Raw genomic sequence first — 20,713 nt, 5'->3', positions numbered from 1 at the left:
GGGCGGGGCGCCCGCGCGCGGCGCTGCTGCCTGTGATCAGCTGGCCCACTCGATGTCGCCGGTGAAGACGATCGTCAGCCAGCGATCATTGCCCTCGCCGCCGATGGCCTCGCCGATCTCATCGCGGATCCGGTCCCAGTCGCCGATATTCCGCGCCGGCGTGTCCGCCGCGACGATGAAATAGAGCTCGATCTGCTTGAACCGCCCGACGCGCGCGAGATAGGCGCGATAGGACAGGAAGCCGTGCCTCGCGACGGTCGCGGCCGCGACCTCGTCGACATGCCGCTTCAGGGATTGCGGCGTGACGAGCAGGATATCCGACAGGGACCGCTTCAGCGTGGCGATGGGGAGCGGAATGATCACGACGCAGACGATGGCGAGGACGGCGGGATCGATATAGGGCGCGATCCAGGCGTGCCGCGTGCCCTCGACGGCATAGCCGAAGCAGAACGCGATCAGCAGGGCCGCCGTGATGCTACCCGACATCACCCAGGACTTCGCGTCGAGCTTCACGAAATCGGACCGCAGCCTTTTGCCCGCGCGTGTTTCCAGGATCGCCATCGTCGCGCAGGTGATGAGCGTCACGACGGCGTAGAGGATCGCGAAATCGAACTCCAGCACGCGCCCGCCGGCCAGCAGGCTGCCGATCGCATTGACGAGCGCATAGATCGAGACACCCATCAGCAGCGTGACGTTCAGGCTGAGCACGATGGGTTCCAGATGCCAGAAGCCCATGGTGAACCGGTCGCGCAGCTTGCCCGACATTTGCGAGCTATCGGCGGACAGCGCGATGAGCCTGGAGACGACCAGCGCCAGCACGCTCATGCTCGCATCGGCGAGCGAATAGATGCCGTCGAAGGCGATCGAGAACGATCCCGACAGGATGCCAAAGGCGATGCCGAACCCGGCGACAACCGTGGTCACGGCGATCGACGTGCGCAACACCGCCTGTTCGCTATCGAAGCCGAGATGGTGTTTCACGTTCATCGTCGCTGCCGGCCTCGTGTGGTTCAGCCCGCCACTGCGCTTTTCTCCGCCCACGACACGATCGCGACGTCCATGGTGCGGATCTGCTCATAGAGGCGGATCGAGCGCGCATAGGGGCGCCATTCGTAGAGCAGCAGCTCCGCCGGATGCCAGAGGCCGACCCAGCCGGCGATGATGAAGCCCTCGCTGAAGACGCGGCCGAGCGCCGTCTCGGAGCCGAGCACCTGCTCGAAGAACAGCGAGAGCACGAAGCAGACCGTCCAGAACACGAAGCCGATCGGCAGCGCCCGGCGGGCCTGCAGATGGATGTCGCGCTTGCGCTGCTGGCAGACGCGGATCTGCGCGTTGCAATAGGCGATGATCGCCGCCCGCGTCTTGCCGATCAGGCCGGGCTCGATCTTCGCTTCCGGCAGATGGATCACGATCCGCGTGACGCGGGCCGCGAGGCCGGGCCGCGCCTTCAGCGTGTCCATCAACTGCTCGATGCCGGAATCTTCCAGGTTCTCGCCGAGGAAGGGGTCGAGCTCCGGCGTCTGGAAGAAATTGTGGATGTCGCTCAGATAGAGCGACACGGCATGCGGATCGCTCGCCGTGCTGTCGTCGCGAGCCGTCATGCCGCGCTGCTCCTCAGCTCGCCTGTGCCTCGACGGCGGCCAGCGTCGTCATGTTGGCGACGCCGCGCGACGTGACGGAGGGGGTGAGAATATGCGCCGGCTTGGCCGCGCCGAGCAGGATCGGGCCGACATGCAGCGCATCGGTCATCACCTTGACGACGTTGAGCGTGATGTTGGCCGCGTCGATATTCGGGAAGATCAGCAGGTTCGCTTCACCCGTCAGCCGCGATTTCGGCATGGCGCGCTGGCGCAGCGTCTCGGACAGCGCCGAGTCGCCATGCATCTCGCCATCGACCTCGAGCTCCGGCGCCCGCTGCCACAGCAGCTCGACCGCGTCGCGCATCTTGCGGCTCGACGGCGTGTCGTGCGAGCCGAAGTTCGAATGCGACAGCAGCGCCGCCTTGGGCACGATGCCGAAGCGGCGGACCTGGTCCGCGGCAAGGCAGGTCAGCTCCGCGATCTCGTCCGCCGACGGATCGACATTCACATAGGTATCCGTGAGGAAGGTCGTCGACTCCGAGGAGATGAGCAGGCTCATCGCCGCAAAGCGCCGGCTGCCGGGTCGCAGGCCAATGACCTCGCGGATCATCTTGAAATGGGTGCGGAACTGCCCCTCGAGCCCGCACAGCATCGCATCGGCCTCGCCGCGCTCCAGCGCGAGTGCCGCAATCGCCGTCGTCGAGGTGCGCACCATGGTGCGCGCGGCGTCGGGCGTGACGCCGCGCCGGCCGACCTTTTCGAGCAGAAGGTCGACATAGTCGCGATAGCGCGGATCGTCCTCGGGATTGATCACCTCGAAATCGGCATCGGGCCGGATCTTGAGGCCGAAGCGCTTCAACCGCGTCGCGATGACCGAGGGACGGCCGACGAGGATCGGGGCGGCGAGGCCGTCCTCGATCGCGACCTGCGCGGCGCGGAGCACGCGCTCATCCTCGCCATCGGCATAGATGACGCGCTTCACGTCCTTCTTCGCCGCCGCGACGAGCGGCTTCATCACGAGGCCCGACTTGAAGACGAAACGCGTCAGGCGGTCCATATAGGCGTCGAAATCGGCGATCGGGCGCGTCGCGACGCCCGATTCCATCGCCGCCTTCGCCACGGCCGGCGCGATGCGCAGGATCAGCCGCTGGTCGAAAGGCGAGGGGATCAGGAAATCCGGTCCGAAGGTTCGCTCGACGCCGCCATAGGCCTGCGCCACGACATCCGACGGCTCCTCCTGGGCGAGCGCCGCGATGGCGCGCACCGCCGCATGCTTCATCTCCTCGTTGATCGTCGTCGCGCCGACATCGAGCGCGCCGCGGAAGATGTAAGGAAAGCAGAGGACGTTATTGACTTGATTGGGGAAGTCGGAACGGCCGGTGCAGATCATCGCGTCCGGCCGCGCCGCGCGCGCGATCTCGGGCATGATCTCCGGCGTCGGGTTGGCGAGCGCGAGGATCAGCGGATGATCCGCCATGCGCTGGACCATGTCGGCCTTCAGCACGCCGGCCGCCGAGAGGCCGAGGAAGATGTCCGCGCCGTCGATGACCTCGCCGAGCGTCCGCTTGTCGGTCTTCCGCGCGAAGGCGGATTTCCAGCGGTCCATCAGCGTGGTGCGGCCCTCATAGACCACGCCCTCGATGTCGCAGACGGTGATGTTTTCGAGCTTCGCGCCGAGCGAGACGAGCATGTTGAGGCAGGCGAGGGCGGCCGCACCCGCGCCGGAGGCGACGATCTTCGCCTCCTCGATCGGCTTGTTCTTGATGCCGAGCGCATTGGTGACCGCGGCGCCGACGATGATCGCCGTGCCGTGCTGGTCGTCGTGGAAGACCGGGATCTTCATGCGTGCGCGGAGCTTCGTCTCGATGTCGAAGCACTCGGGCGCCTTGATGTCTTCGAGATTGATGCCGCCGAACGTCGGCTCCAGCGCCGCCACCACATCGACGAACTTGTCGATCTCGCGCTCGTCGACTTCGATGTCGAATACATCGATGCCGGCGAACTTCTTGAACAGGACGGCCTTGCCTTCCATGACCGGCTTGCCGGCCAGCGCGCCGATCGCGCCGAGGCCGAGCACCGCCGTGCCATTGGAGATCACGGCGACGAGGTTGCCGCGGGACGTATAGTCGAAGGCCTTGGCAGGATCGTCCGCGATGGCGAGGCAGGGCGCGGCGACGCCGGGGGAATAAGCGAGTGCCAGATCGCGCTGGTTGCCCAGCGGCTTGGTCGCGCGGATCTCGAGTTTACCGGGCTCCGGGAACTGGTGGTAGTAGAGGGCGCTCTGGTCGAGATCGGCGTCCGTCCGGCCTCTTTCGGTCATGTTCTGCCTGCCGTCTGAAAGGTCGCCGCGCGATCTGGCGGCTCGACCTCTCCTACAACATCGACCGCGCCCGCGCGAGGCTCAGAGGTTGCGAACCGGCCCGCCGGGAACGACGCCGCAGCCGATGCCGCTCTTCAGGCACAGGCCCAGCATCGAATTGCGTCCATCGGCCAGATCGCGATGCAGGGAGGGGCGGACCAGCTCGGCCATGCCGATGCCGAAGATTGTGGCGAACAGGGTAACGACCAGAAAGGAACGCGTGGCCATGACTTGATACTCCAACTTGTCGACAGGACCCGCTCGAACTCTCGCTTTTCGGCGCTGAACGAGCCCTGAAACACGCATTCAGATATCGTTCGGATTGATTGCGATTTGATTAAAATTGGAAGTATCGGCCACGATCCGGTCACAGTTCACAGTGTCTTGACCGCGCTGTGGAAATCGGCGATCACCCCCGCATGATGGCTTGCCGACGCGCCCTTCTCTGCCTCTGTCGCGACGTCCTGGCCGGTTAGCGCAAGCTGGCCGGGCGCTCCGTCTCGGCCCGATCCATCCCGAGAAGTGCGCCCCGCCTGATGGGTTCCTCACTTCGGGGTCGACGATGACGCTTCGCCTTTACAACACGCTGACGAAGGAAAAGGACGAGCTCAAGCCGCTCTTCCACGACGCCGACGGCAAGCCGCATGTGCGCATGTATGTCTGCGGCCCCACGGTCTATGACTTCGCCCATATCGGCAATGCGCGGCCCGTCATCGTCTTCGACGTGCTCTTCCGCCTGCTGCGCCATCTCTACGGGCCGGATCACGTCACCTATGTCCGCAACATCACGGACGTGGACGACAAGATCAACGCGCGCGCCGCGGTCGATTATCCCGATCTGCCGCTCAACGAGGCCATCCGCCGCGTCACCGAGAAGACCAACACGCAGTTCCAGGCCGACGTGACGGCGCTCGGCTGCCTGCCGCCGAGCGAGCAGCCGCGCGCGACCGAGCACATCGACGGCATGAAGGCGATGATCGAGCGGCTGGTGCAGCGCGGCGTCGCCTATGTCGCGGAAGGGCATGTGCTGTTCTCGCCGGCGGCGATGGACGCGCTCGATGGCGTGCTGCCGCGCTATGGCGCGCTGGCGCGCCGCTCGCTCGACGAGATGATCGCCGGCGCGCGCGTCGACGTGGCGCCCTATAAGCGCGACGCGACCGATTTCGTGCTGTGGAAGCCGTCCGCCGACAACGAGCCCGGCTGGCCGTCACCGGCCGGCATCGCGGGCAGGGGCCGGCCCGGCTGGCATATCGAATGCTCGGCCATGTCGATGGCGAAGCTGCTGGAGCCCTTCGGCGGCGGGCTCAATTGCGACGACCCGACGAAGAACACATTCGATATCCATGGCGGCGGCATCGACCTCGTCTTCCCGCACCACGAAAACGAAATCGCCCAATCCTGCTGCGCCTTCAACTCCCCCCGCATGGCCTCGATCTGGATGCACAACGGCTTCCTGCAAGTCGAAGGCGAGAAGATGAGCAAGAGCCTCGGGAATTTCGTGACGATCAGGGAGGTTCTCGATCGGCTGAAGAACTGGAGCTATCCGGGTTCAATCGCCCGGCTGAACATGCTGAAGGCGCATTATCGCCAGCCGATTGATTGGACCGAGAAGGGGCTGATGGAGTCAGCGGCCGAGATCGAGGGGCTTCGCAGGGGGATCCGGCTCGCTGTCCCCACGTACCCTTCGGACGACGTTGTGAGTGCTCTCGCTGATGATCTCAATACGCCTGCTGCCCTCGCTGCAGTCTGGCAGCTGGTGCGCGACGCTCGCAACTATTCAAATCGCGCCCGTGCGATAGAAGCTGGTGGCCAACTCGCGGCCTCGCTGAAGTTGCTCGGCTTCGACGATCTAGTTGACGATGCTGCGAAGGTCGCGATTGATCACCAGCGCGATATCGAGTTGAGTCTTGAGAGCGCCTTTGCTGCGATTGAAGAACGCGAGCAGACGAGCAGCGCAACTGAGCAGGGCATCAATATCGGCGCGGTTGAAGACCTCATCACTGCCCGCCTCGATGCCCGCAAGGCGAAGAACTTCGCCGAGGCCGACCGTATCCGGAACGAACTCGACGCGATGGGCATCGCGCTCAAGGACGCCAAGGATCCGGGGACGGGCGAGATTGTCACGACCTGGGAAGTGAAGCGCTGAGGCGAGGGCGCCCTCTTCTCCCTCCCCGCAAGGGGAGAGGATTCGGGTCCGGCGTGGAGCACGCTCCTAACCGCGAAATCTCCGTCATCCCGACGCAAGTCGGGATCCATCCAGCCTGAGGCGTTTCCGCGTCTGGCGCTTCGGCTGCAGGCATCCCGGGTCGAGCCCGGGATGACGGCAGTGCGTGGGGCGATCGCGGCGAGCGTCCGGGTCGGCGTGCCATCGTGCGGGTCGCCATGCGGTGACGCCCTGGCGTCACGGCTGCAGCCCCCTCCCTGACTCCCCCGCTTCGCGGGAGAGGGGACGGCTCGGGCGCCTTGCCTGCCCTGCGGGCTTCAGTCGGAGGCCGGTAGACGCGCTGGCGTCCCGCTCTCCTACAGCCGGTAAACCCGCGTCACGGTATCCCGATAGAGCTTCCTCCGCTCGCTCTCGCTGGCGCCTGCGACGACGTCGTCGAGGATCGCGACCCAGTCGGGATAGCGGTGGGTCAGCTCGGAGACGGTCCAGTCGCTGCCATACATGACGCGGTCGAAGCCGAAGACCTCGATCGCGTGCGCGACATAGGGCTTCACGTCCTCGGCCTTCCAGGTCTGGTGGTCGGCCTCGGTGATCACGCCGGAGATCTTGCAGACGACATTCGGCAGCGCGGCGAGCTCCACCATCTGGCTCCACCAGGGCTCGCGGAGGCCGTTCTTGATGTCGGGCTTGCCGATATGGTCGAGCACGAAGGAAACCTCCGGGCAGCGGCGGGCGAGCTCGATGCCATAGGTCAGCGCCCAGTGCTTGACGCAGATATCGAAGGTGAAGCCGAATTTCGGCAGCAGGCGCAGCCCTTCGAGGAAGCCCGGCGCCAGCACGAAGGACGGATCGCGTTCGGTCTCGATCAGGCGGCGAATGCCGCGCACGGTCGGCAGGGCGGCGAGCTTCTCGAGGTCGGCCTCGACGCGCGCGCCTTTCTCGAGCGGCGCGTGCGCGACGGAGGCGGCGAGGCGCGGGTCGGCATCGGCCATGTGCTGGATGAATTCGGCCTCGTCGATGTGGAGGCCCGGATCGACGGCGACCTCGGCGAAGACCAGCTTCTCGACATCGACGGGGCCGCGCGCCGCGTCGAAATCGGCGAGATCGAAGCTGCGGTCGATCTTCGGCACATTGGCGAGCCAGCCATAGGAAAGGCGCTGCACGTCATAGAGATGGACGTGGCTGTCGATGATGGGAAACTCGGGCATGTCCTGTCCCTCTTGTCGTTTCTATTGTTTCACGAGATGGCCGCGTTCGAGGTCGGCGATGCGGGCGGCCCCGAGGAGGCCCATGGTTCGGTCGATCTCGCGGCGGTAGATGTCGAGCACATGGGCGACGCCGGCTTCGCCGCCGACCGCGAGACCGAAGAGCTGCGGCCGGCCGATCAGGCAGCAGGCGGCGCCGAGGCAGAGCGCCTTGACGACGTCGCCGCCCCGTCGCACACCGCCATCCAGCAGCACGGGAATGCGGCCATCCACCGCCTCGACGATGGCCGGCAGCGCATCGAGCGCGGAGATCGCGCCGTCGAGCTGGCGCCCGCCATGGTTGGAGACGATGATGCCGTCCACGCCGGCCTCGACCGCGCGCCGCGCCTCGATCGGGCTCAAGATGCCCTTGAGGATCAGCGGCTTCGTCCAGAGCCCGCGCAGCCAGTCGACATCGCGCCAGGAGAGGCCGGGATCGAGCAGTCCGGCCATGCGTTTCGAAAGCGAGGCGAGGTCGGCCGCCTCGCCGGGGCGGATATAGTTGGCGAAGGTGATCTTGGGCAGTTCGCGCCGCATGGCGAGCAGCCAGGGCAGCTTGCCGAGCATCGCCACCATGTCGGGCAGCGAGAAAGTCGGCGGGATCGTGAAGCCGTTGCGGAGGTCCCGTTCGCGGTTGCCGAGAAGCTGGTTGTCGACGGTCAGCACCAGCGCGTCATAGTCCGACGCCGCGGCGCGCTCGACGAACCACTGCGTGAACGCGCGCTCGCGATAGACGAAGATCTGCATCCAGCGCGGCGCGATGCCGGTTTCTGCCAGTTGCTCGATGGTGCAGACGGAGGCGTGCGAGAGACAGAAGGCGGTGCCGGCGGCGGCAGCGGCGCGGGCCGCCGCGCGCTCGCCATCGACGGCGAAGAGGCCCGAGAGCCCGGTCGGGCCGATCATCACGGGCAAAGCGAGACGCTGGCCGAAGAGCTCGACCGAGAGGTCGCGCGTCGCCGGACCATCGAGCGGGCGGGGCACGAAGCTCCAGTCGCCGAACGCCGCCTCGTTGCGGGCGAGCGTCACCTCGTCCTCGGCCGCGCCATCCGCGAAATCGAACACGGGGCGGGGCAGGGCACGCTTCGCCAGCCGCCGCATGTCGGCGATCGAGAAGGCCTGTTTCTTCCAGCGCTCGCTCATGCCCGGAGCCTCGCCAATCCGCGTGCGATCGGCAATAAGGAAACGCAAGGGAGTGGAGCCGGCGCGCCGATCGAAAGCGTCGGCCGACGAGGGAGGATACGATGATCAAGGACCCGCCGGTGCTGACGATCCGCCGGAAGTTCGATCGGCCGGATGCAGCCGAACTGGCGGCGCTGGCCGGCGTTCCGACCGGCTTCGTCGTCGACACCATGGGCGGGCGCGGCGGGCTCGATTATCGCATCAAGCCGATGATCCCCCTCGCCGGGCCGGTGCTCGGCGTGGCGGTGACCTGCGATTGCGGGCCGGCCGACAATCTGGCGCTGTTCGGCGCGCTCGCCATCTCCGGTCCCGGCGACGTGCTCGTCGCGGCGACGGATGGCTTCACGGCGACCGCGGTGACGGGCGATCTGCTGCTCGGCATGGCGAAGAACCGCGGCGTCACTGCCTTCGTCACCGACGGGCTGATCCGCGATCTCGTCGGCATTCGCGCCGTCGGCCTGCCGACCTTCGCGGCCGGGCTGACGCCGAATTCCCCGGCACGGAGCGGCCCCGGGACGGTCGGCCTGCCGATCGTCGTCGGCGGCGTGCCGGTCGCCTCCGGTGACATCATCGTGGGCGACGAGGACGGCGTGGTGGTGATCCCGCGTCGCCGCGCCGGCGAGGTCATCGCCCGCCTCGAAGCCGTCAAGGCTGCCGAGGCGAGCCTCGACGCCAAGGTGAAGGCCGGGCTGACGCTGCCGGACTTCGTCCAGGCGGTGCTGGATTCGGATCGCGTGGTGGAGGTGGAGTAGGGGCGGGTGGCGGCTCGATCGTTCACCTCTCCCATAGGGAGAGGTCGACGGCGAAGCCGGCGGGTGAGGGGTTAGGGAATTCTCCGGAAAGGGCCGTAACCCCTCACCCGGACCTCCGGTCCGACCTCTCCCTCTGGGAGAGGTGAAGGAACGGCGCGGCAGCTGCGCCCGCCGCGCCATCCTTCTCCTCGCTTTCCCGCGCCGCCTCACAGCCTCAAGCGGCCGCCGCGGCCATAGGCGAGCAGCATGGCGATGATCACGACGCCATAGATGATCTGCCGCCCGGCCTCGGGCATCTGCATCACCGAGAGCACGCTCTGCAGCAAGACGATCAGGATCGTGCCCACCACCGTGCCCGACAATTTGCCGGAGCCGCCGAGAATGTTGGTGCCGCCGATGACGACCGCCGCGATGGCCGGCAGGAGATAGGGATCGCCCATCGCCTGGAAGGCCTTCGAGGAATAGCCGGCGAGCAGCATGCCGGCGAGCGCCGCCAGCATCGAGCAGAGCGCGAAGCTCGCCACCAGCACGAGGCGGGTGTTGATGCCGGAGAGATAGACGGCCGACTCGCGGTTGCCGATCGCATAGATGTAGCGGCCGAGCGGCGTGCGCTTCAGCATGAAGGCGACGGCGAAGCAGACCAGCGCCCAGATGATGACCGGGTTCGGCACGCCGAGCACGTCGTTCTTCGACAGGAACAGCATCAGATCGGTCGGCTGGCTCGACGGCGAGAAGCCGCCGGTCAGCATGACCATCAGCCCGCGCAGCACGACATTGACGCCGAGCGTGAAGATCATCGACGGCACGCGCAGATACGCGACGCCGATGCCGTTGACGATGCCGATCAGCAGCCCGACGCCGAGGCCGATCGGCATGGCCCAGGGACCCCCGACGGCGGCCGCGATCATGGCCGATGCCGCCATGGTCCACGGCACCGACAGGTCGATATGGCCGAGCAGCACGACCAGCATCATGCCGCAGGCGACGATGCCGAGGAACGACGCGACCTTCAATTGCAGCAGCAGATAGGTCGGCGAGAGCAGCGTCAGCGTGCCGGCGGTGACCATCGTATAGACGGAACCGACGACGAGGATCGCGATGATGAAGGCGCCCGCGAAGAGCAGGGGCTTGTCGATCGAGCGGACGACCGCGGAAAGCGAAGTGTTTGCCACGGTGCCTACCTGAATATCGAGAGACGGTTCTTCATGCGGAATATTCCGGCCGCGCCGATCGAAACGGCGAGCAGGAGGATCAGGCCCTCGAACATCGGCTGCAGCAGCGGATTGGCGAGGAAGCCGATCGCCGAGTCGGAATCGACGACGCGGAAGCAGAAGGTGATCGAGCGCAGCACCGCGACGCCGAAGATCGTGCCGATGACGCCGCCGGCGCCGCCGAAGAGCGAGGTTCCGCCGATCACCACGGCGGCGATCGAGTTCAGCGTATAGGTGCCGGCCTGGATCGGATCGGCATTGCCGCTGCCCGTCTGGATCGCGAAATAGAGCCCGGCGAGGCCCGCGAAGAGGCCGCCCAGCGTATAGGCCGCGAGCTTGGCCCGCTCGATCTTGACGCCCGACATATAGGCCGCGCCCTCATTCGAGCCGACCGCATAGCAGGCGCGGCCCGTCTCGGAGCGACGGAACGGGATCCAGACCACGAGCACGATCACGACGAGGATGATGATCGGCATCGGGATGCCCTGGATGAACTGGAACCAGGCGGGCGAGCCATTGGGCCACCAGCCATAGGTGGCCGGCAGTTCGGCGAGCGCGTTGGTCGCGACCCAGTTGAGGTCCGGGTCGACCGTGCCGCCCGGCGTCGGGCGGAGGAACAGCGCGATGCCGGAGAAGACGGCGCCGGTCGCCAGCGTCACCACGATCGGCTGCAGCCGGCCATAGACGACGATCAGGCCGTTCAGCAGGCCGCCGAGCGCGCCGACCACGAGGCAGGCGATCATGCCGGCGACGATCTCGACCGCCGAGCCGGAGACGAGGTGCGAGGCGAGCGAGTTGACCAGCGTCATCAGCGGGCCGACCGACAGGTCGATGCCGCCGAGCAGCACGGGCAGCGTCTGCGCCATGCCGAGCAGGATCAGCGTCAGCGCCTCGTTCGAGTTCTGGACGAACAGGTCTGAGGTGAAGCCGCGCGGATGCAGGCTCGAATAGAAGACGTAGAGGATCAGGAACAGGATCAGCGCCAGGATCGGGCCGATATTCTGCGTGATGCGAAGCTTCAGGTCTTTCATGCGGAGACGGGCTCCCGTCCGGAGGTCTTTGCCCCGACGGACAAGTTGAACGAACTGGCGAGGATGTTGGTTTCGGAGATCGCGTCGCCTTCGAGCGTGCGCACGATCGAGCCGTCATAGAGCATCAGCACGCGGTCGCAGCAGCCGATGAGCTCGTCATAATCGGTCGAATAGAGCACGATCGCAGTGCCGGCGTCGGCGAGGTTCCGCAACAGGCGATAGATCTCCTGCTTGGTGCCGACATCGATGCCGCGCGTCGGATCGTTGAGCAGCAGGATCTTGGCGCCGGTCAGCAGCCATTTGGCGATGACGACCTTCTGCTGGTTGCCGCCCGAGAGCGTACCGACGGCGTCGCCGACGGCGCCGATCTTGATCTGCATCTTCTGGATCATCTCGGCGATGCGCTTCGCCTCTTCCGAGCGATCGATCACGAAGCCCTTCGCGATGCGTCCGAGGATCGTCAGCGAGATGTTGTCGCCGATCGACATGGGCAGCATCAGGCCCTCGGTCTTGCGGTCCTCGGGGATCAGCGCCATGCCGACGGAGGACCGCGTCGCGGCGCGCGGGCTCGAGACCTTGGCGTTGCGGCCATTCACCGTCACCTGGCCTTCGACGCTCTTCAGCACGCCGAACAGCGCCAGCAGCAGTTCGCGCTGGCCCTGGCCGTCGAGACCGCCGAGGCCGACGATCTCGCCGGGGCCGACGCCGAAGGAGATGTTCTTCAGCCGGTCCGTCCAGGAAAGGTTCTTCACTTCGAGGGCAGGCTTGACCGGCGCGGTGCGGACGGGCTTCGGCGGATAGACGCTCGTGACCTCGCGGCCGATCATCATCTGCACGACCTCGTCCTCGGTCTTGTCGCCGGTGGCGAAGCTCGAGACGTAGCGGCCGTTGCGGAACACGGAGATCGTGTCGGCGAGTTCCTGGATCTCGTGCATGCGGTGCGAGATGTAGAGCAGCGTCAGCCCGTCGCGGCGAAGCTTGTGCAGGATCTCGTAGACGCGCTCGACATCCGAGGCGGTGAGGGCGGAGGTCGCCTCGTCGAGGATGAGCAGCTTCGGATCGCGGCCCAGCGCCTTGGCGATCTCGACCATCTGCCGGCGCGACAGCGGCAGGTTGCGCACGCGCTCGAGCGGGTTGATGTCCTCGCAGCCGACACGGGCGAGAAGCTCCTCGGCGCGGCGGCGCTGCGCGCGCTGATCGATGAGGCCCATCCGCTTCGGCGGGCCGACGATCGAGATGTTGTCAGCCACCGAAAGGTCCGGCAGCACGGAGAGTTCCTGGAAGACCGAGACGATGCCGACATTATTGGCATCCTTGGGCGTCGCGAAGCGAACGTTCTGGCCTTCGAAGGTGATGGTGCCCTGATCGGGCACGACCACGCCGGAAATGATCTTGATGAGGGTCGATTTGCCCGCGCCGTTCTCGCCGAGAACGGCATGGATAGAGCCGGGCGCGGCAGAGAATTCGACGTCGGTGAGGGCGCGCACGCCGCCATAGGCTTTCGAGATGCCCGAGAGCTTGAGGCGCGGCGCGGTGGTGGCAATGGTCATTGCGGACGTTCCCGGCATGATGTTCCGCGACGAAGGGACACCGCCGGCGTCAGCCGGCGGTGCAATGGCGGTATCCGAGACGGATTACTTCGTGTTGTCGCCCGACTGCGACATGATCTGCGGCGCCGTGAACTTGATGTCGCAGGGCGGGAACGCATTCGCGGCGAAGAAGTCGCCCTTCAGCTCGGGGAAGTAGTCCTCGCCGGCCTTCTGGGTCGTGTAGTCGACGACCGGGTTCGGAACCGAGGTCAGCTGCGGGATCGGATGGCCCTGGAGCGCGGCGATGGCCGCCTTCATGGCGATCGCGACCTGGGCAGGCGACTGGCCGTAGGAGAGGCCCTTCAGGCCCTTGTCCTGCAGCTCGGCCATCTGGACGCGGAACAGGTTCTCGCCTTCGCCGGCCATCGGAACGAGCGGCTGACCCGCATCGAGGAAGGCCTGGACGGTGCCGTTGGAGCCGCCCTGCGTGAAGATGCCGTCGAACTTGCCATGCGCGGCGATCGCGTCGGCGGTCGCCTTCTGCGAGTCGCCCGGTGCCCAGTTGCCGACGACTTCGACGACTTCGAACGAGTTGCCGGGCGCTTCGACGACCTGGCGGAAGCCCTGGTGACGCTCATTGTCGACCGAGGTGCCCGCAACGCCGCGCACTTCGAGCAGCTTGCCCTTGTTGCCGACGTTCTTGACGATCCACTCGCCGGAGATCTTGCCGAGGTCGATCTGGTCCTGCGCGACCGCCGGGATGTCCTTCGACTCGATGCCGTTGTCGAAGCCGACGAGGACGGTGCCCTTCTGGTTGGCGAGGCGGATGACGCGATCCCAGCCGGTGGGCGTGTTCGGGTCGATCAGGACGGCGTCGAAGCCCTGGTTGATGAAGTCCTCGACGGCGCCGAGCTGGGCGGCCATGTCGGTGCCGACGGAGACGACCTTGAACTCCTTGAGCTCCTTGGCCACTTCCGGCAGGGCCGCATAGGCCTTGGCGGTCTGGATCATCTGGATGCGCCAGACATTGGCCACGAAGCCGTTGACCAGGGCGATCTTGTACGGGCCGGGCTTGGCCGGCCACTTGAAGAACTTCGTTTCCGCATTCCACGGCTTGAAGCAGGCTTCTTCATAGCCGGGGCCGCTGACGACCTCCGGACCCTTGGCGAATGCGGTGCTCGACAGCATGCCGAGGCCGACGCCGGCTGCGATCAGAAGTGCTTTGACCTTCATGTCTCTCTCCCTTTGACGTCGCTTGCGGGTGTCGGATGACAGCCCGGGCGACCCTCCTATGCGAGCAGGATGAGCGCTAACATCGCAAGGCCTGAAACGGCCGCGAAATGCTCCTCCCCCTCCGGGACCGCGAGCCCGATTGCTCGGTCTCCTCTCGCCATCCCGGTCGCGACGATCTTAATCAGAATTTCGGCGCGGATTGCAATTCACATGTGAAAAGAAAACTCATGCCGGTTCTCTTCGCCGCAGGCCGTTGCGCCATGTCAAACCCTGTGGCAGGGGCGCCGTTAGCATTGCTTGTGGCGCGCGACTTCGGCACGCTCGACCGGCAGCAAGGAACGTCCCGATGCCCGACATGCCCGCGCCGCAGCGCTCCGACCATCGCAAATACGAGCAGCTCGTCGCCGCCGCCAAGGCGCTGAAGCCGCTTCGCGTCGCCGTTGCCCATCCCTGCGACGCGGTCTCGCTGGAAAGCGCCATCCAGGCGGCGAAGCTCTGCCTGATCGTGCCGATCCTCGTCGGGCCGCCCGCGCGTCTCATGGATGTCGCGGCGCGCGCTGGGCTCGACCTCGCCGGCTTCGAGATCGTGGCATCGGAGCACAGCCACGATTCGGCGGACAAGGCGGTGGCGCTGGTGCGCGCCGGCCGCGCCGATGGCCTGATGAAGGGCAGCCTGCACACCGACGAACTGATGGGCGCCGTCGTCGCGCGCGACACGGGCGTGCGCACCGCGCGCCGCATCAGCCATTGCTTCATCATGGACGTGCCGGGCCACGACGACGCGCTCATCATCACGGATGCCGCCGTCAACATCGCGCCGACGCTGGAGGAGAAGGTCGACATCGTCCAGAACGCGATCGACCTCGCCCATGCGCTCGGCGTCGAGGAGGTGCGGGTCGCGATCCTGAGCGCGATGGAGACGGTCAATCCGAAAGTGCCGTCGACGATCGAGGCCGCAGCATTGTGCAAGATGGCCGATCGCGGCCAGATCACCGGCGCGCTGATCGACGGGCCGCTCGCGCTCGACAATGCGATCAATGTCGAAGCGGCCGAGATCAAGCACATCACATCGCCCGTCGCGGGCCGCGCCAACGTCTTGGTCGTCCCCGACCTCGAGGCCGGCAACATGCTGGCGAAGAGCCTCTCCTTCCTCGCGGGCGCCGATGCCGCCGGCATCATTCTCGGCGCGCGCGTGCCGATCATCCTGACCAGCCGGGCCGATTCGGAGCTGACGCGGCTCGCCTCCTGCGCGGTCGCCGTGCTGGTGGCGGCGGCCCGCGCCGCCAAGGCATCGGCCGCCATTCCCTGACGCGGAAGAAACGTCCCGGTCGGCTCGGGCTCAGTCCCAGAACGGCTTCCGGCCGCGCAGCCGGCGATAGGCCTCGTCGGCCTCGGCCAGCAGTTCCGCCTCGTTCCGCCCGGTCGGCGGCGGCAGGCTCCGCCGCGCGATCGACGGCAGCCGCTCGGCGATGAGCGCCTTCATCATCGCGCGGTCGTTGAGCAGGCCGAGAAGATCCTGCAGCGCCGTCGTCGCGGAAATCAGGGCGGCGCTGCGCTTGGCCGCGCGATCGTCGTCATAGAGCGTCTTATAGAAATCAGTGGCATAGCGGAGCCGCTTCGCGTGAATTCGGAGCTTGTGACGGCGCTTTTCGGAGAGCTTCGACGGCCGTCCGGCGTCATGGATCGCGCGCCATTGCCGCGCAAGCGCCGCGTCGGCGCCTTCGCGCGCCGGCTTCGTCGCTGCGGGGCGGCTGGCCCAGGCGCCGCATTCGACCAGCGCCACGAAATTGAGCAGGCCGCGGCGATAGCGCGGGGCGGCCAGCGCCTCGGCCACGGCGTGATAGGCGACATGGCGGGCGCGGCGCAACTGCGCAAGCGCGTGGTCGGAAAGCGTCGAGGGCGGCCAGGCGGCCGTCTCGGCCATCAGGATGTCGAGATCCCGCGCCGCGCCGAGCCGGGTGAAGATCCAGCCGATCTCGCGGCGCAGCGCCCGCGCTTCCCGCGCCGAAAAGAGGTCCGCATCGAAGCGGATCAGCGTGCGCAGCCGGCGCAGCGCCACGCGCATGGCGTGGACGGTCTCCGCCTCGGCCTGCTCGGTGAAGGTCGCGGCATGGATGGCGAAGGCGCGTACCGCCGCCATCGCGGTGACGCGGAAGGCGTCGGCGCGCGTCGCTGCCGGCCCGAGGGGCACTGATTGCGGGCGTCGCGGCGTGCAGGGCGCGCCCCCGACGAGGCTGTAGCCGCGATCCGACTTGGTGCAGAAGACGAGGGTCAGCGGGATGCGCCGCCCGAGTTCGCGCGCCACCTCGAATAGCGGCGCGGCACCGCCCTCGGCGAGCTCGATCTCGAGTTCGAGCACGGCCTGCTCGCGCTCTCCCGCATGGATCACGCCCTCGTCGAGGTCGAACTGCAGCACGCTGCCGACCCGCTGCAAGCGCCATTGCGTGCGCTCGACATCGACATCGAAGAGGGGTTGCAAGCGGTTCGAGACTGCCGCCAGGAATTCCGGCGTGACATGGCGGGCGAGGGCGTCGAGGTCTGGCGTCGTGCCGTCGAGCGGTATCTCGTCCTCGACGCGCGCGAGCAGGCCGGCGGCGAGGTCGGCCTCGCGCTTGATCGTCTGCATGGTCCTGTCGTCGAAGTGCCGCAGCCGTAGCGACAGCCCGGCGGCGCGCAGCGCCCGATCCTCGGTGTCCCAATATTGCGAGACCTGACGCCGCGATGTGGGCGCGATATCGGCGAGCAGCGGGTCGCCGCGCAGACGCCCGGCCGCCCGTGCATCGAGCGCGAATTTAATCTCGCGTTCGACACCGAGCGAAGGCGGGGCAGACGACAATCGCTTGAGCACGCCAGCTCTCCTGCGGCCGGTCGGGGGTCGCGGATAGACTATGCGCCAGCCGCGTCCGTCGGACCAGCGCCGCGATGCTCAGCCGATCGCGAGGGTTACCGCGCCGCCAACCAGAATGGCCGCCGCCGAGACAAGGCCGAGGCGGATCGCGAACGCGCCATGGTCGATGATCGCGGCATAGACGGCCCGCGCGGTGGCGTTGACGCCGAGCGCGATCAGGATCGCCGTCGCCGCCGTGGAGAGGTCCAGCCCCTGGCTTGCCTGGCGCGCCGTCGACAGCGAGATCGCATCGACATCGACGAGGCCGGAGATCGCGGCGAGCGGAAACAGGCCGCTCGCGCCGAAATTGGCGCTGAGCCAGCCGCTCAGGAAGCCGATGGCGCCGAGCAGGGCCGCGAAGCCGAGCACGGGGGTCAGCTCGAACGGATTGCCGAGCTTCATGCCGCCTTCGCCCGCGGGGCCCTTCTTCAGCGCCCACCACAGCGCGGGCGCCAGAAAGATCGCGGCAGCGGCGATGGCGGGCGGCGCCAGATACGGCACGAGCGTCGGTTCGACAAGGCTGACCACCACGGTGACGCGGCTGAGCGAGACGGCGCCCGCGATCGCGGCACCGGCCGAAAGCAGCCGCGCATCCTCTCCCGTTGCGGCGCGACGCGCGAAGGCCACGGCGACGGCCGTCGACGAGACGAGGCCGCCCGTCAGCCCGGTCACGACGATGCCCTTGGAGGGGCCGATGATGCGCATAGCGGCATAGCCGGCATAGGAGAGACCGGCGATGAGGATGCTGAACATCCAGATCTCGCGCGGATTGAGCGAGCCGCCGGGGCCATAGGCGTGGTCCGGCAGGATCGGCAGCACGATCAGCGCCATGCCGAGCAGAAGCAGCGTGGCGCGGAGCTCGACCCAGGTGATCTCGGCGATGAAGGCATGCAGGCTCTCGCGGCTCGCCAGCACGGCCGCCGTCACGATCGCCCCGGCTGCGGCGAGTTCCGCGTCGCCGAGAATGGCGAGCGCGCCGAGCGCGAACACCAGCATCGCGGCGATCGTGCCGGTGACGCTGAAATCCTCGTCCGCCCGCGATTCCGCGCGCTTGAACCAGGCGAAAACGACGATGAAGCCGAGAAAGCCGATCCCGATCAGGATCGGCGATTGCAGCACGCGACCGAGCGCGGCGAAGACGCCGCCAAGGAGCCCGATCAGCATATAGGTGCGGAGGCCCGCGGTCCGGCTGCCGGGCTCGGCGGTGCGCTCGCGCCAGCCGCGCTCGAGGCCGACCACGAGGCCGATGGCGAGCGACAGCAGCAGACGCAGGGCGAGATCCGTATCCATAGGTCCTTGATACGCCAAACGCCGTGTCGGGCGAAACGCGCCTCAGCGGCCGCCGCGCAGGGCGCGCAGCGCGTTCAGGATCACAGCGAGGTCGATCGCCTCCTGTGCCAGCGCGCCGGCCACCGGCGGCAGATAGCCGAGCGCCGCGGCGATCATGCCGAGGACCGACAAGCCGATGCCGGCGAAGACGCTTTGGAGCGCGATGCGCCGGGCGCGTCCGGCGATGGCCAGCGCCTCGGCGACGCGGTCGAGCCGATCGACCATGACGATCATGTCCGCGGCCTCGGACGCTGCGACCGCGCCGCGGGCACCGAGGGCCACGCCGACATCGGCATAGGCGAGCACCGGCGCATCATTGATGCCGTCGCCGATCATCATCGTCGGCGCCAGCTTCTTCTCCGCCATGGCGGCGGCGACCTTGTCCTCCGGCGACGCGTCGGCGATCACCTTCTCGACGCCGAGCCGCGCGCCGATCCCCTCCGCGACATCCGCGCGGTCGCCGGTCAGCAGGACGATGCGGTCGATTCCCCGCTCGCGCATCGCCGCGAGCGTCGCGGGCGCCTCGTCACGGAGCCGGTCGGCGAAGAGGATGCGGCCGGCCGGCGCGCCGTCGATGGAGACGGAGAGGGCGGTGACGCCGGGCGGCAGCGGGGCGACGTCGCCGTCGCTGCCGTGCCGCCCCGCCGTGAAGGCGTGGCGGCCGATCTTCACCACATGCCCCTCGACCGTGCCGAACACACCCTCGCCGGGCTGCTCCGCGGCGTCCTGCGGCGGCACCAGCGCGATCGCGCGGCGATGGGCGGCCTCGACCAGCGCCTCGGAGATGACGTGCTGGGAGGCCTGCGCCAGCGAGCCGGCGATGCGGATCAGCTCGCCCTCGTCGCGTCCTCCGGCGGGCTCGACACGCTCGATCCCGGGATGGCCTTCGGTCACCGTGCCGGTCTTGTCGACGAGCAGGGTCTTCACGCGCGGCAGCATTTCGAGCGTGCGCGCCGTCTTGATCATGATGCCCCGCCCGGCGCAGCGCGACATGCCGGCGACGATCGCCACCGGAACGGCGAGGATGAGCGGGCAGGGGGTTGCGACGACCAGCACGGCGAGGGCACGCAGCGGCTCGCCGGAAAGAACCCAGGCCGCCCCGGCGATCGCGAGCGTGGCGGCGAGGAAGCCGAGCGCATAGCGGTCGGCGAGGCGGGCCATCGGCGCCTTGGAGCGGCGGGCCGATTCGACCAGCCGCGTGATCTGGGCATAGGTGCTGTCGGCGGCGCTCTTGGTGACGATCAGGTCGAAGGCCGCGCCGCTATTGGTCACGCCGCTGAGCGCCTGCGCCCCGTCCGCCCGTGTCACCGGCAGCGACTCCCCCGTCAGCGCCGATTCGTCCAGCACGGCCGGCCCGCCGGCAATTGCGCCGTCGGCGGGCACGACATCGCCGGGGCGGATGAGGATGCGATCGCCCGGCGCCAGCTTCTCGATCGGCTCGGAGACCAGCTCGCCGGCGCGATACACCATGGCGGCGCGGGGCACGCGGGCGAGCAGGGCGGTCATCTCCGCCTGTGCCCGGCCCTGCGCGAAATCCTCCAGCGCGCCGCCGCCGGCATACATCATAGCGACGACCACGCCGGCCAGCGGCTCGCCGCCGACGATCGCCCCGCCCATGGCCAGCGCCGCGATGATATCGAGGCCGATGTCGCCCTTGGCGAGGCTGGTGACGATGGTCCACAGCAGATAGGCGAGCACCGGCACGATGCCGGCGGTCCAGGCCCACCCGGCCGCGTCGGCAAGGCCCGCGAAATAGAGCACGAGGCCGATGACGAGCGAGAGGGCCGGGATGGCGGCCAGCGCCAGCGCCCGCCGCGAGATCGTCTTCATGATGGGCCGCCGATCTCCGCCAAGACCTGGAATGATTCCAGTCTAGCGCCTTCGGGACAGCGCTCGTCAACGGTGGGGAGCGCCTGTGGGTGGCTTCGCACTCGGTCGGGCGGCGGAAGCCGCTTGCGCACGCCAGGCTTTCTGCCTCGCGGGAAAATAATCTATCCCCGCCCCCTCTCGCCGGGCGCATACTTGCCTCATCCCCACCCACCGAAGAGGGCGAACCGGTCGTTCCGTTTGCGGGTGGGGCTCGGCGGGCCTTGGGGGCGAGGGGTCACGAGCCTCGCTCCAAAGGGCGGCCGGAACTCCGATGCGCCGGGTCCGTACACGCGGGCCAGCGGCGGGCGTTCGGCTTCTTCCGTAAGGAGGAGGCTGGCGTGGGACT

16 protein-coding genes are annotated in these 20,713 nt (G+C 67.7%); 3 read left to right on the top strand and 13 right to left on the bottom strand.

What is annotated here, in order from left to right; translation table 11 throughout:
- Window positions 1–36: 36 nt before the first annotated feature.
- The 4 genes from GGR25_RS03500 to GGR25_RS03485 form a co-directional block, all read right to left on the bottom strand.
- On the bottom strand, window positions 37–987 hold the full coding sequence (locus tag GGR25_RS03500; RefSeq protein WP_183397311.1) for a cation diffusion facilitator family transporter: 951 nt from the start codon (window positions 985–987) through the stop codon (window positions 37–39).
- A 23-nt stretch (window positions 988–1,010) separates the two neighbouring features.
- Window positions 1,011–1,601, bottom strand: a complete 591-nt coding sequence (locus GGR25_RS03495) for a hypothetical protein (protein ID WP_183397310.1) — start codon at window positions 1,599–1,601, stop codon at window positions 1,011–1,013.
- A gap of 13 nt (window positions 1,602–1,614) precedes the next feature.
- Window positions 1,615–3,900, bottom strand: coding sequence for an NADP-dependent malic enzyme (locus tag GGR25_RS03490; protein ID WP_183397309.1), 2,286 nt, complete (start codon window positions 3,898–3,900; stop codon window positions 1,615–1,617).
- An 81-nt stretch (window positions 3,901–3,981) separates the two neighbouring features.
- A complete protein-coding gene (locus GGR25_RS03485) occupies window positions 3,982–4,167 on the bottom strand; it encodes a hypothetical protein (RefSeq protein WP_183397308.1) in 186 nt (61 codons plus the stop codon).
- Between the two features lie 334 nt (window positions 4,168–4,501).
- On the opposite strand from GGR25_RS03485, the gene cysS reads away from it, so the two are divergent.
- On the top strand, window positions 4,502–6,085 hold the full coding sequence (cysS, locus tag GGR25_RS03480) for a cysteine--tRNA ligase (protein ID WP_183397307.1): 1,584 nt from the start codon (window positions 4,502–4,504) through the stop codon (window positions 6,083–6,085).
- A gap of 374 nt (window positions 6,086–6,459) precedes the next feature.
- On the opposite strand, the gene GGR25_RS03475 is transcribed toward cysS, so the two are convergent.
- Both GGR25_RS03475 and GGR25_RS03470 read right to left on the bottom strand, forming a co-directional pair.
- Window positions 6,460–7,311: an amidohydrolase family protein gene (locus GGR25_RS03475; RefSeq protein WP_183397306.1), complete on the bottom strand. Its 852-nt coding sequence runs from the start codon at window positions 7,309–7,311 to the stop codon at window positions 6,460–6,462.
- Between the two features lie 21 nt (window positions 7,312–7,332).
- Entirely contained in the window at window positions 7,333–8,487 is a 1,155-nt protein-coding gene (locus GGR25_RS03470) for an alpha-hydroxy acid oxidase (protein ID WP_183397305.1), read from the bottom strand.
- A gap of 101 nt (window positions 8,488–8,588) precedes the next feature.
- Here GGR25_RS03470 and GGR25_RS03465 point away from each other — a divergent pair, with 101 nt between their 5' ends.
- Window positions 8,589–9,278 carry an RraA family protein gene (locus GGR25_RS03465; protein WP_183397304.1) on the top strand — a complete coding sequence of 230 codons (690 nt, stop codon included), beginning with the start codon at window positions 8,589–8,591 and terminating at the stop codon, window positions 9,276–9,278.
- A gap of 206 nt (window positions 9,279–9,484) precedes the next feature.
- On the opposite strand, the gene GGR25_RS03460 is transcribed toward GGR25_RS03465, so the two are convergent.
- From GGR25_RS03460 to GGR25_RS03445, 4 genes are all read right to left on the bottom strand, one after another.
- A complete protein-coding gene (locus GGR25_RS03460) occupies window positions 9,485–10,450 on the bottom strand; it encodes an ABC transporter permease (protein WP_343067956.1) in 966 nt (321 codons plus the stop codon).
- 5 nt (window positions 10,451–10,455) lie between these two features.
- Window positions 10,456–11,520 (bottom strand): ABC transporter permease, encoded by a 1,065-nt coding sequence (locus tag GGR25_RS03455; RefSeq protein WP_183397303.1) that lies wholly within the window; start codon window positions 11,518–11,520, stop codon window positions 10,456–10,458.
- The gene (locus GGR25_RS03450; RefSeq protein WP_183397302.1) at window positions 11,517–13,070 is read right to left on the bottom strand and encodes a sugar ABC transporter ATP-binding protein; all 1,554 of its coding nucleotides are present in this window, start codon (window positions 13,068–13,070) and stop codon (window positions 11,517–11,519) included. Before GGR25_RS03450 ends, GGR25_RS03455 begins: the two co-directional genes overlap by 4 nt.
- Before the next feature lie 84 nt (window positions 13,071–13,154).
- Complete coding sequence (locus GGR25_RS03445) at window positions 13,155–14,282, bottom strand: substrate-binding domain-containing protein (RefSeq protein WP_183397301.1); 1,128 nt, start codon at window positions 14,280–14,282, stop codon at window positions 13,155–13,157.
- Between the two features lie 346 nt (window positions 14,283–14,628).
- On the opposite strand from GGR25_RS03445, the gene GGR25_RS03440 reads away from it, so the two are divergent.
- Window positions 14,629–15,591, top strand: a complete 963-nt coding sequence (locus GGR25_RS03440; protein ID WP_183397300.1) for a phosphate acetyltransferase — start codon at window positions 14,629–14,631, stop codon at window positions 15,589–15,591.
- 30 nt (window positions 15,592–15,621) lie between these two features.
- On the opposite strand, the gene GGR25_RS03435 is transcribed toward GGR25_RS03440, so the two are convergent.
- From GGR25_RS03435 to GGR25_RS03425, 3 genes are all read right to left on the bottom strand, one after another.
- Complete coding sequence (locus GGR25_RS03435) at window positions 15,622–17,130, bottom strand: CHAD domain-containing protein (RefSeq protein ID WP_183397299.1); 1,509 nt, start codon at window positions 17,128–17,130, stop codon at window positions 15,622–15,624.
- 78 nt (window positions 17,131–17,208) lie between these two features.
- The gene (locus GGR25_RS03430) at window positions 17,209–18,459 is read right to left on the bottom strand and encodes an MgtC/SapB family protein (protein WP_183397298.1); all 1,251 of its coding nucleotides are present in this window, start codon (window positions 18,457–18,459) and stop codon (window positions 17,209–17,211) included.
- A gap of 42 nt (window positions 18,460–18,501) precedes the next feature.
- Window positions 18,502–20,328, bottom strand: coding sequence for a heavy metal translocating P-type ATPase (locus tag GGR25_RS03425; protein WP_183397297.1), 1,827 nt, complete (start codon window positions 20,326–20,328; stop codon window positions 18,502–18,504).
- Window positions 20,329–20,713: the final 385 nt, after the last annotated feature.

It is taken from the genome of Kaistia hirudinis (assembly GCF_014196455.1).
In the GTDB taxonomy this organism is placed as follows: Bacteria; Pseudomonadota; Alphaproteobacteria; order Rhizobiales; family Kaistiaceae; genus Kaistia; species Kaistia hirudinis.
This window is presented reverse-complemented; position numbering and strand designations above follow the sequence as displayed.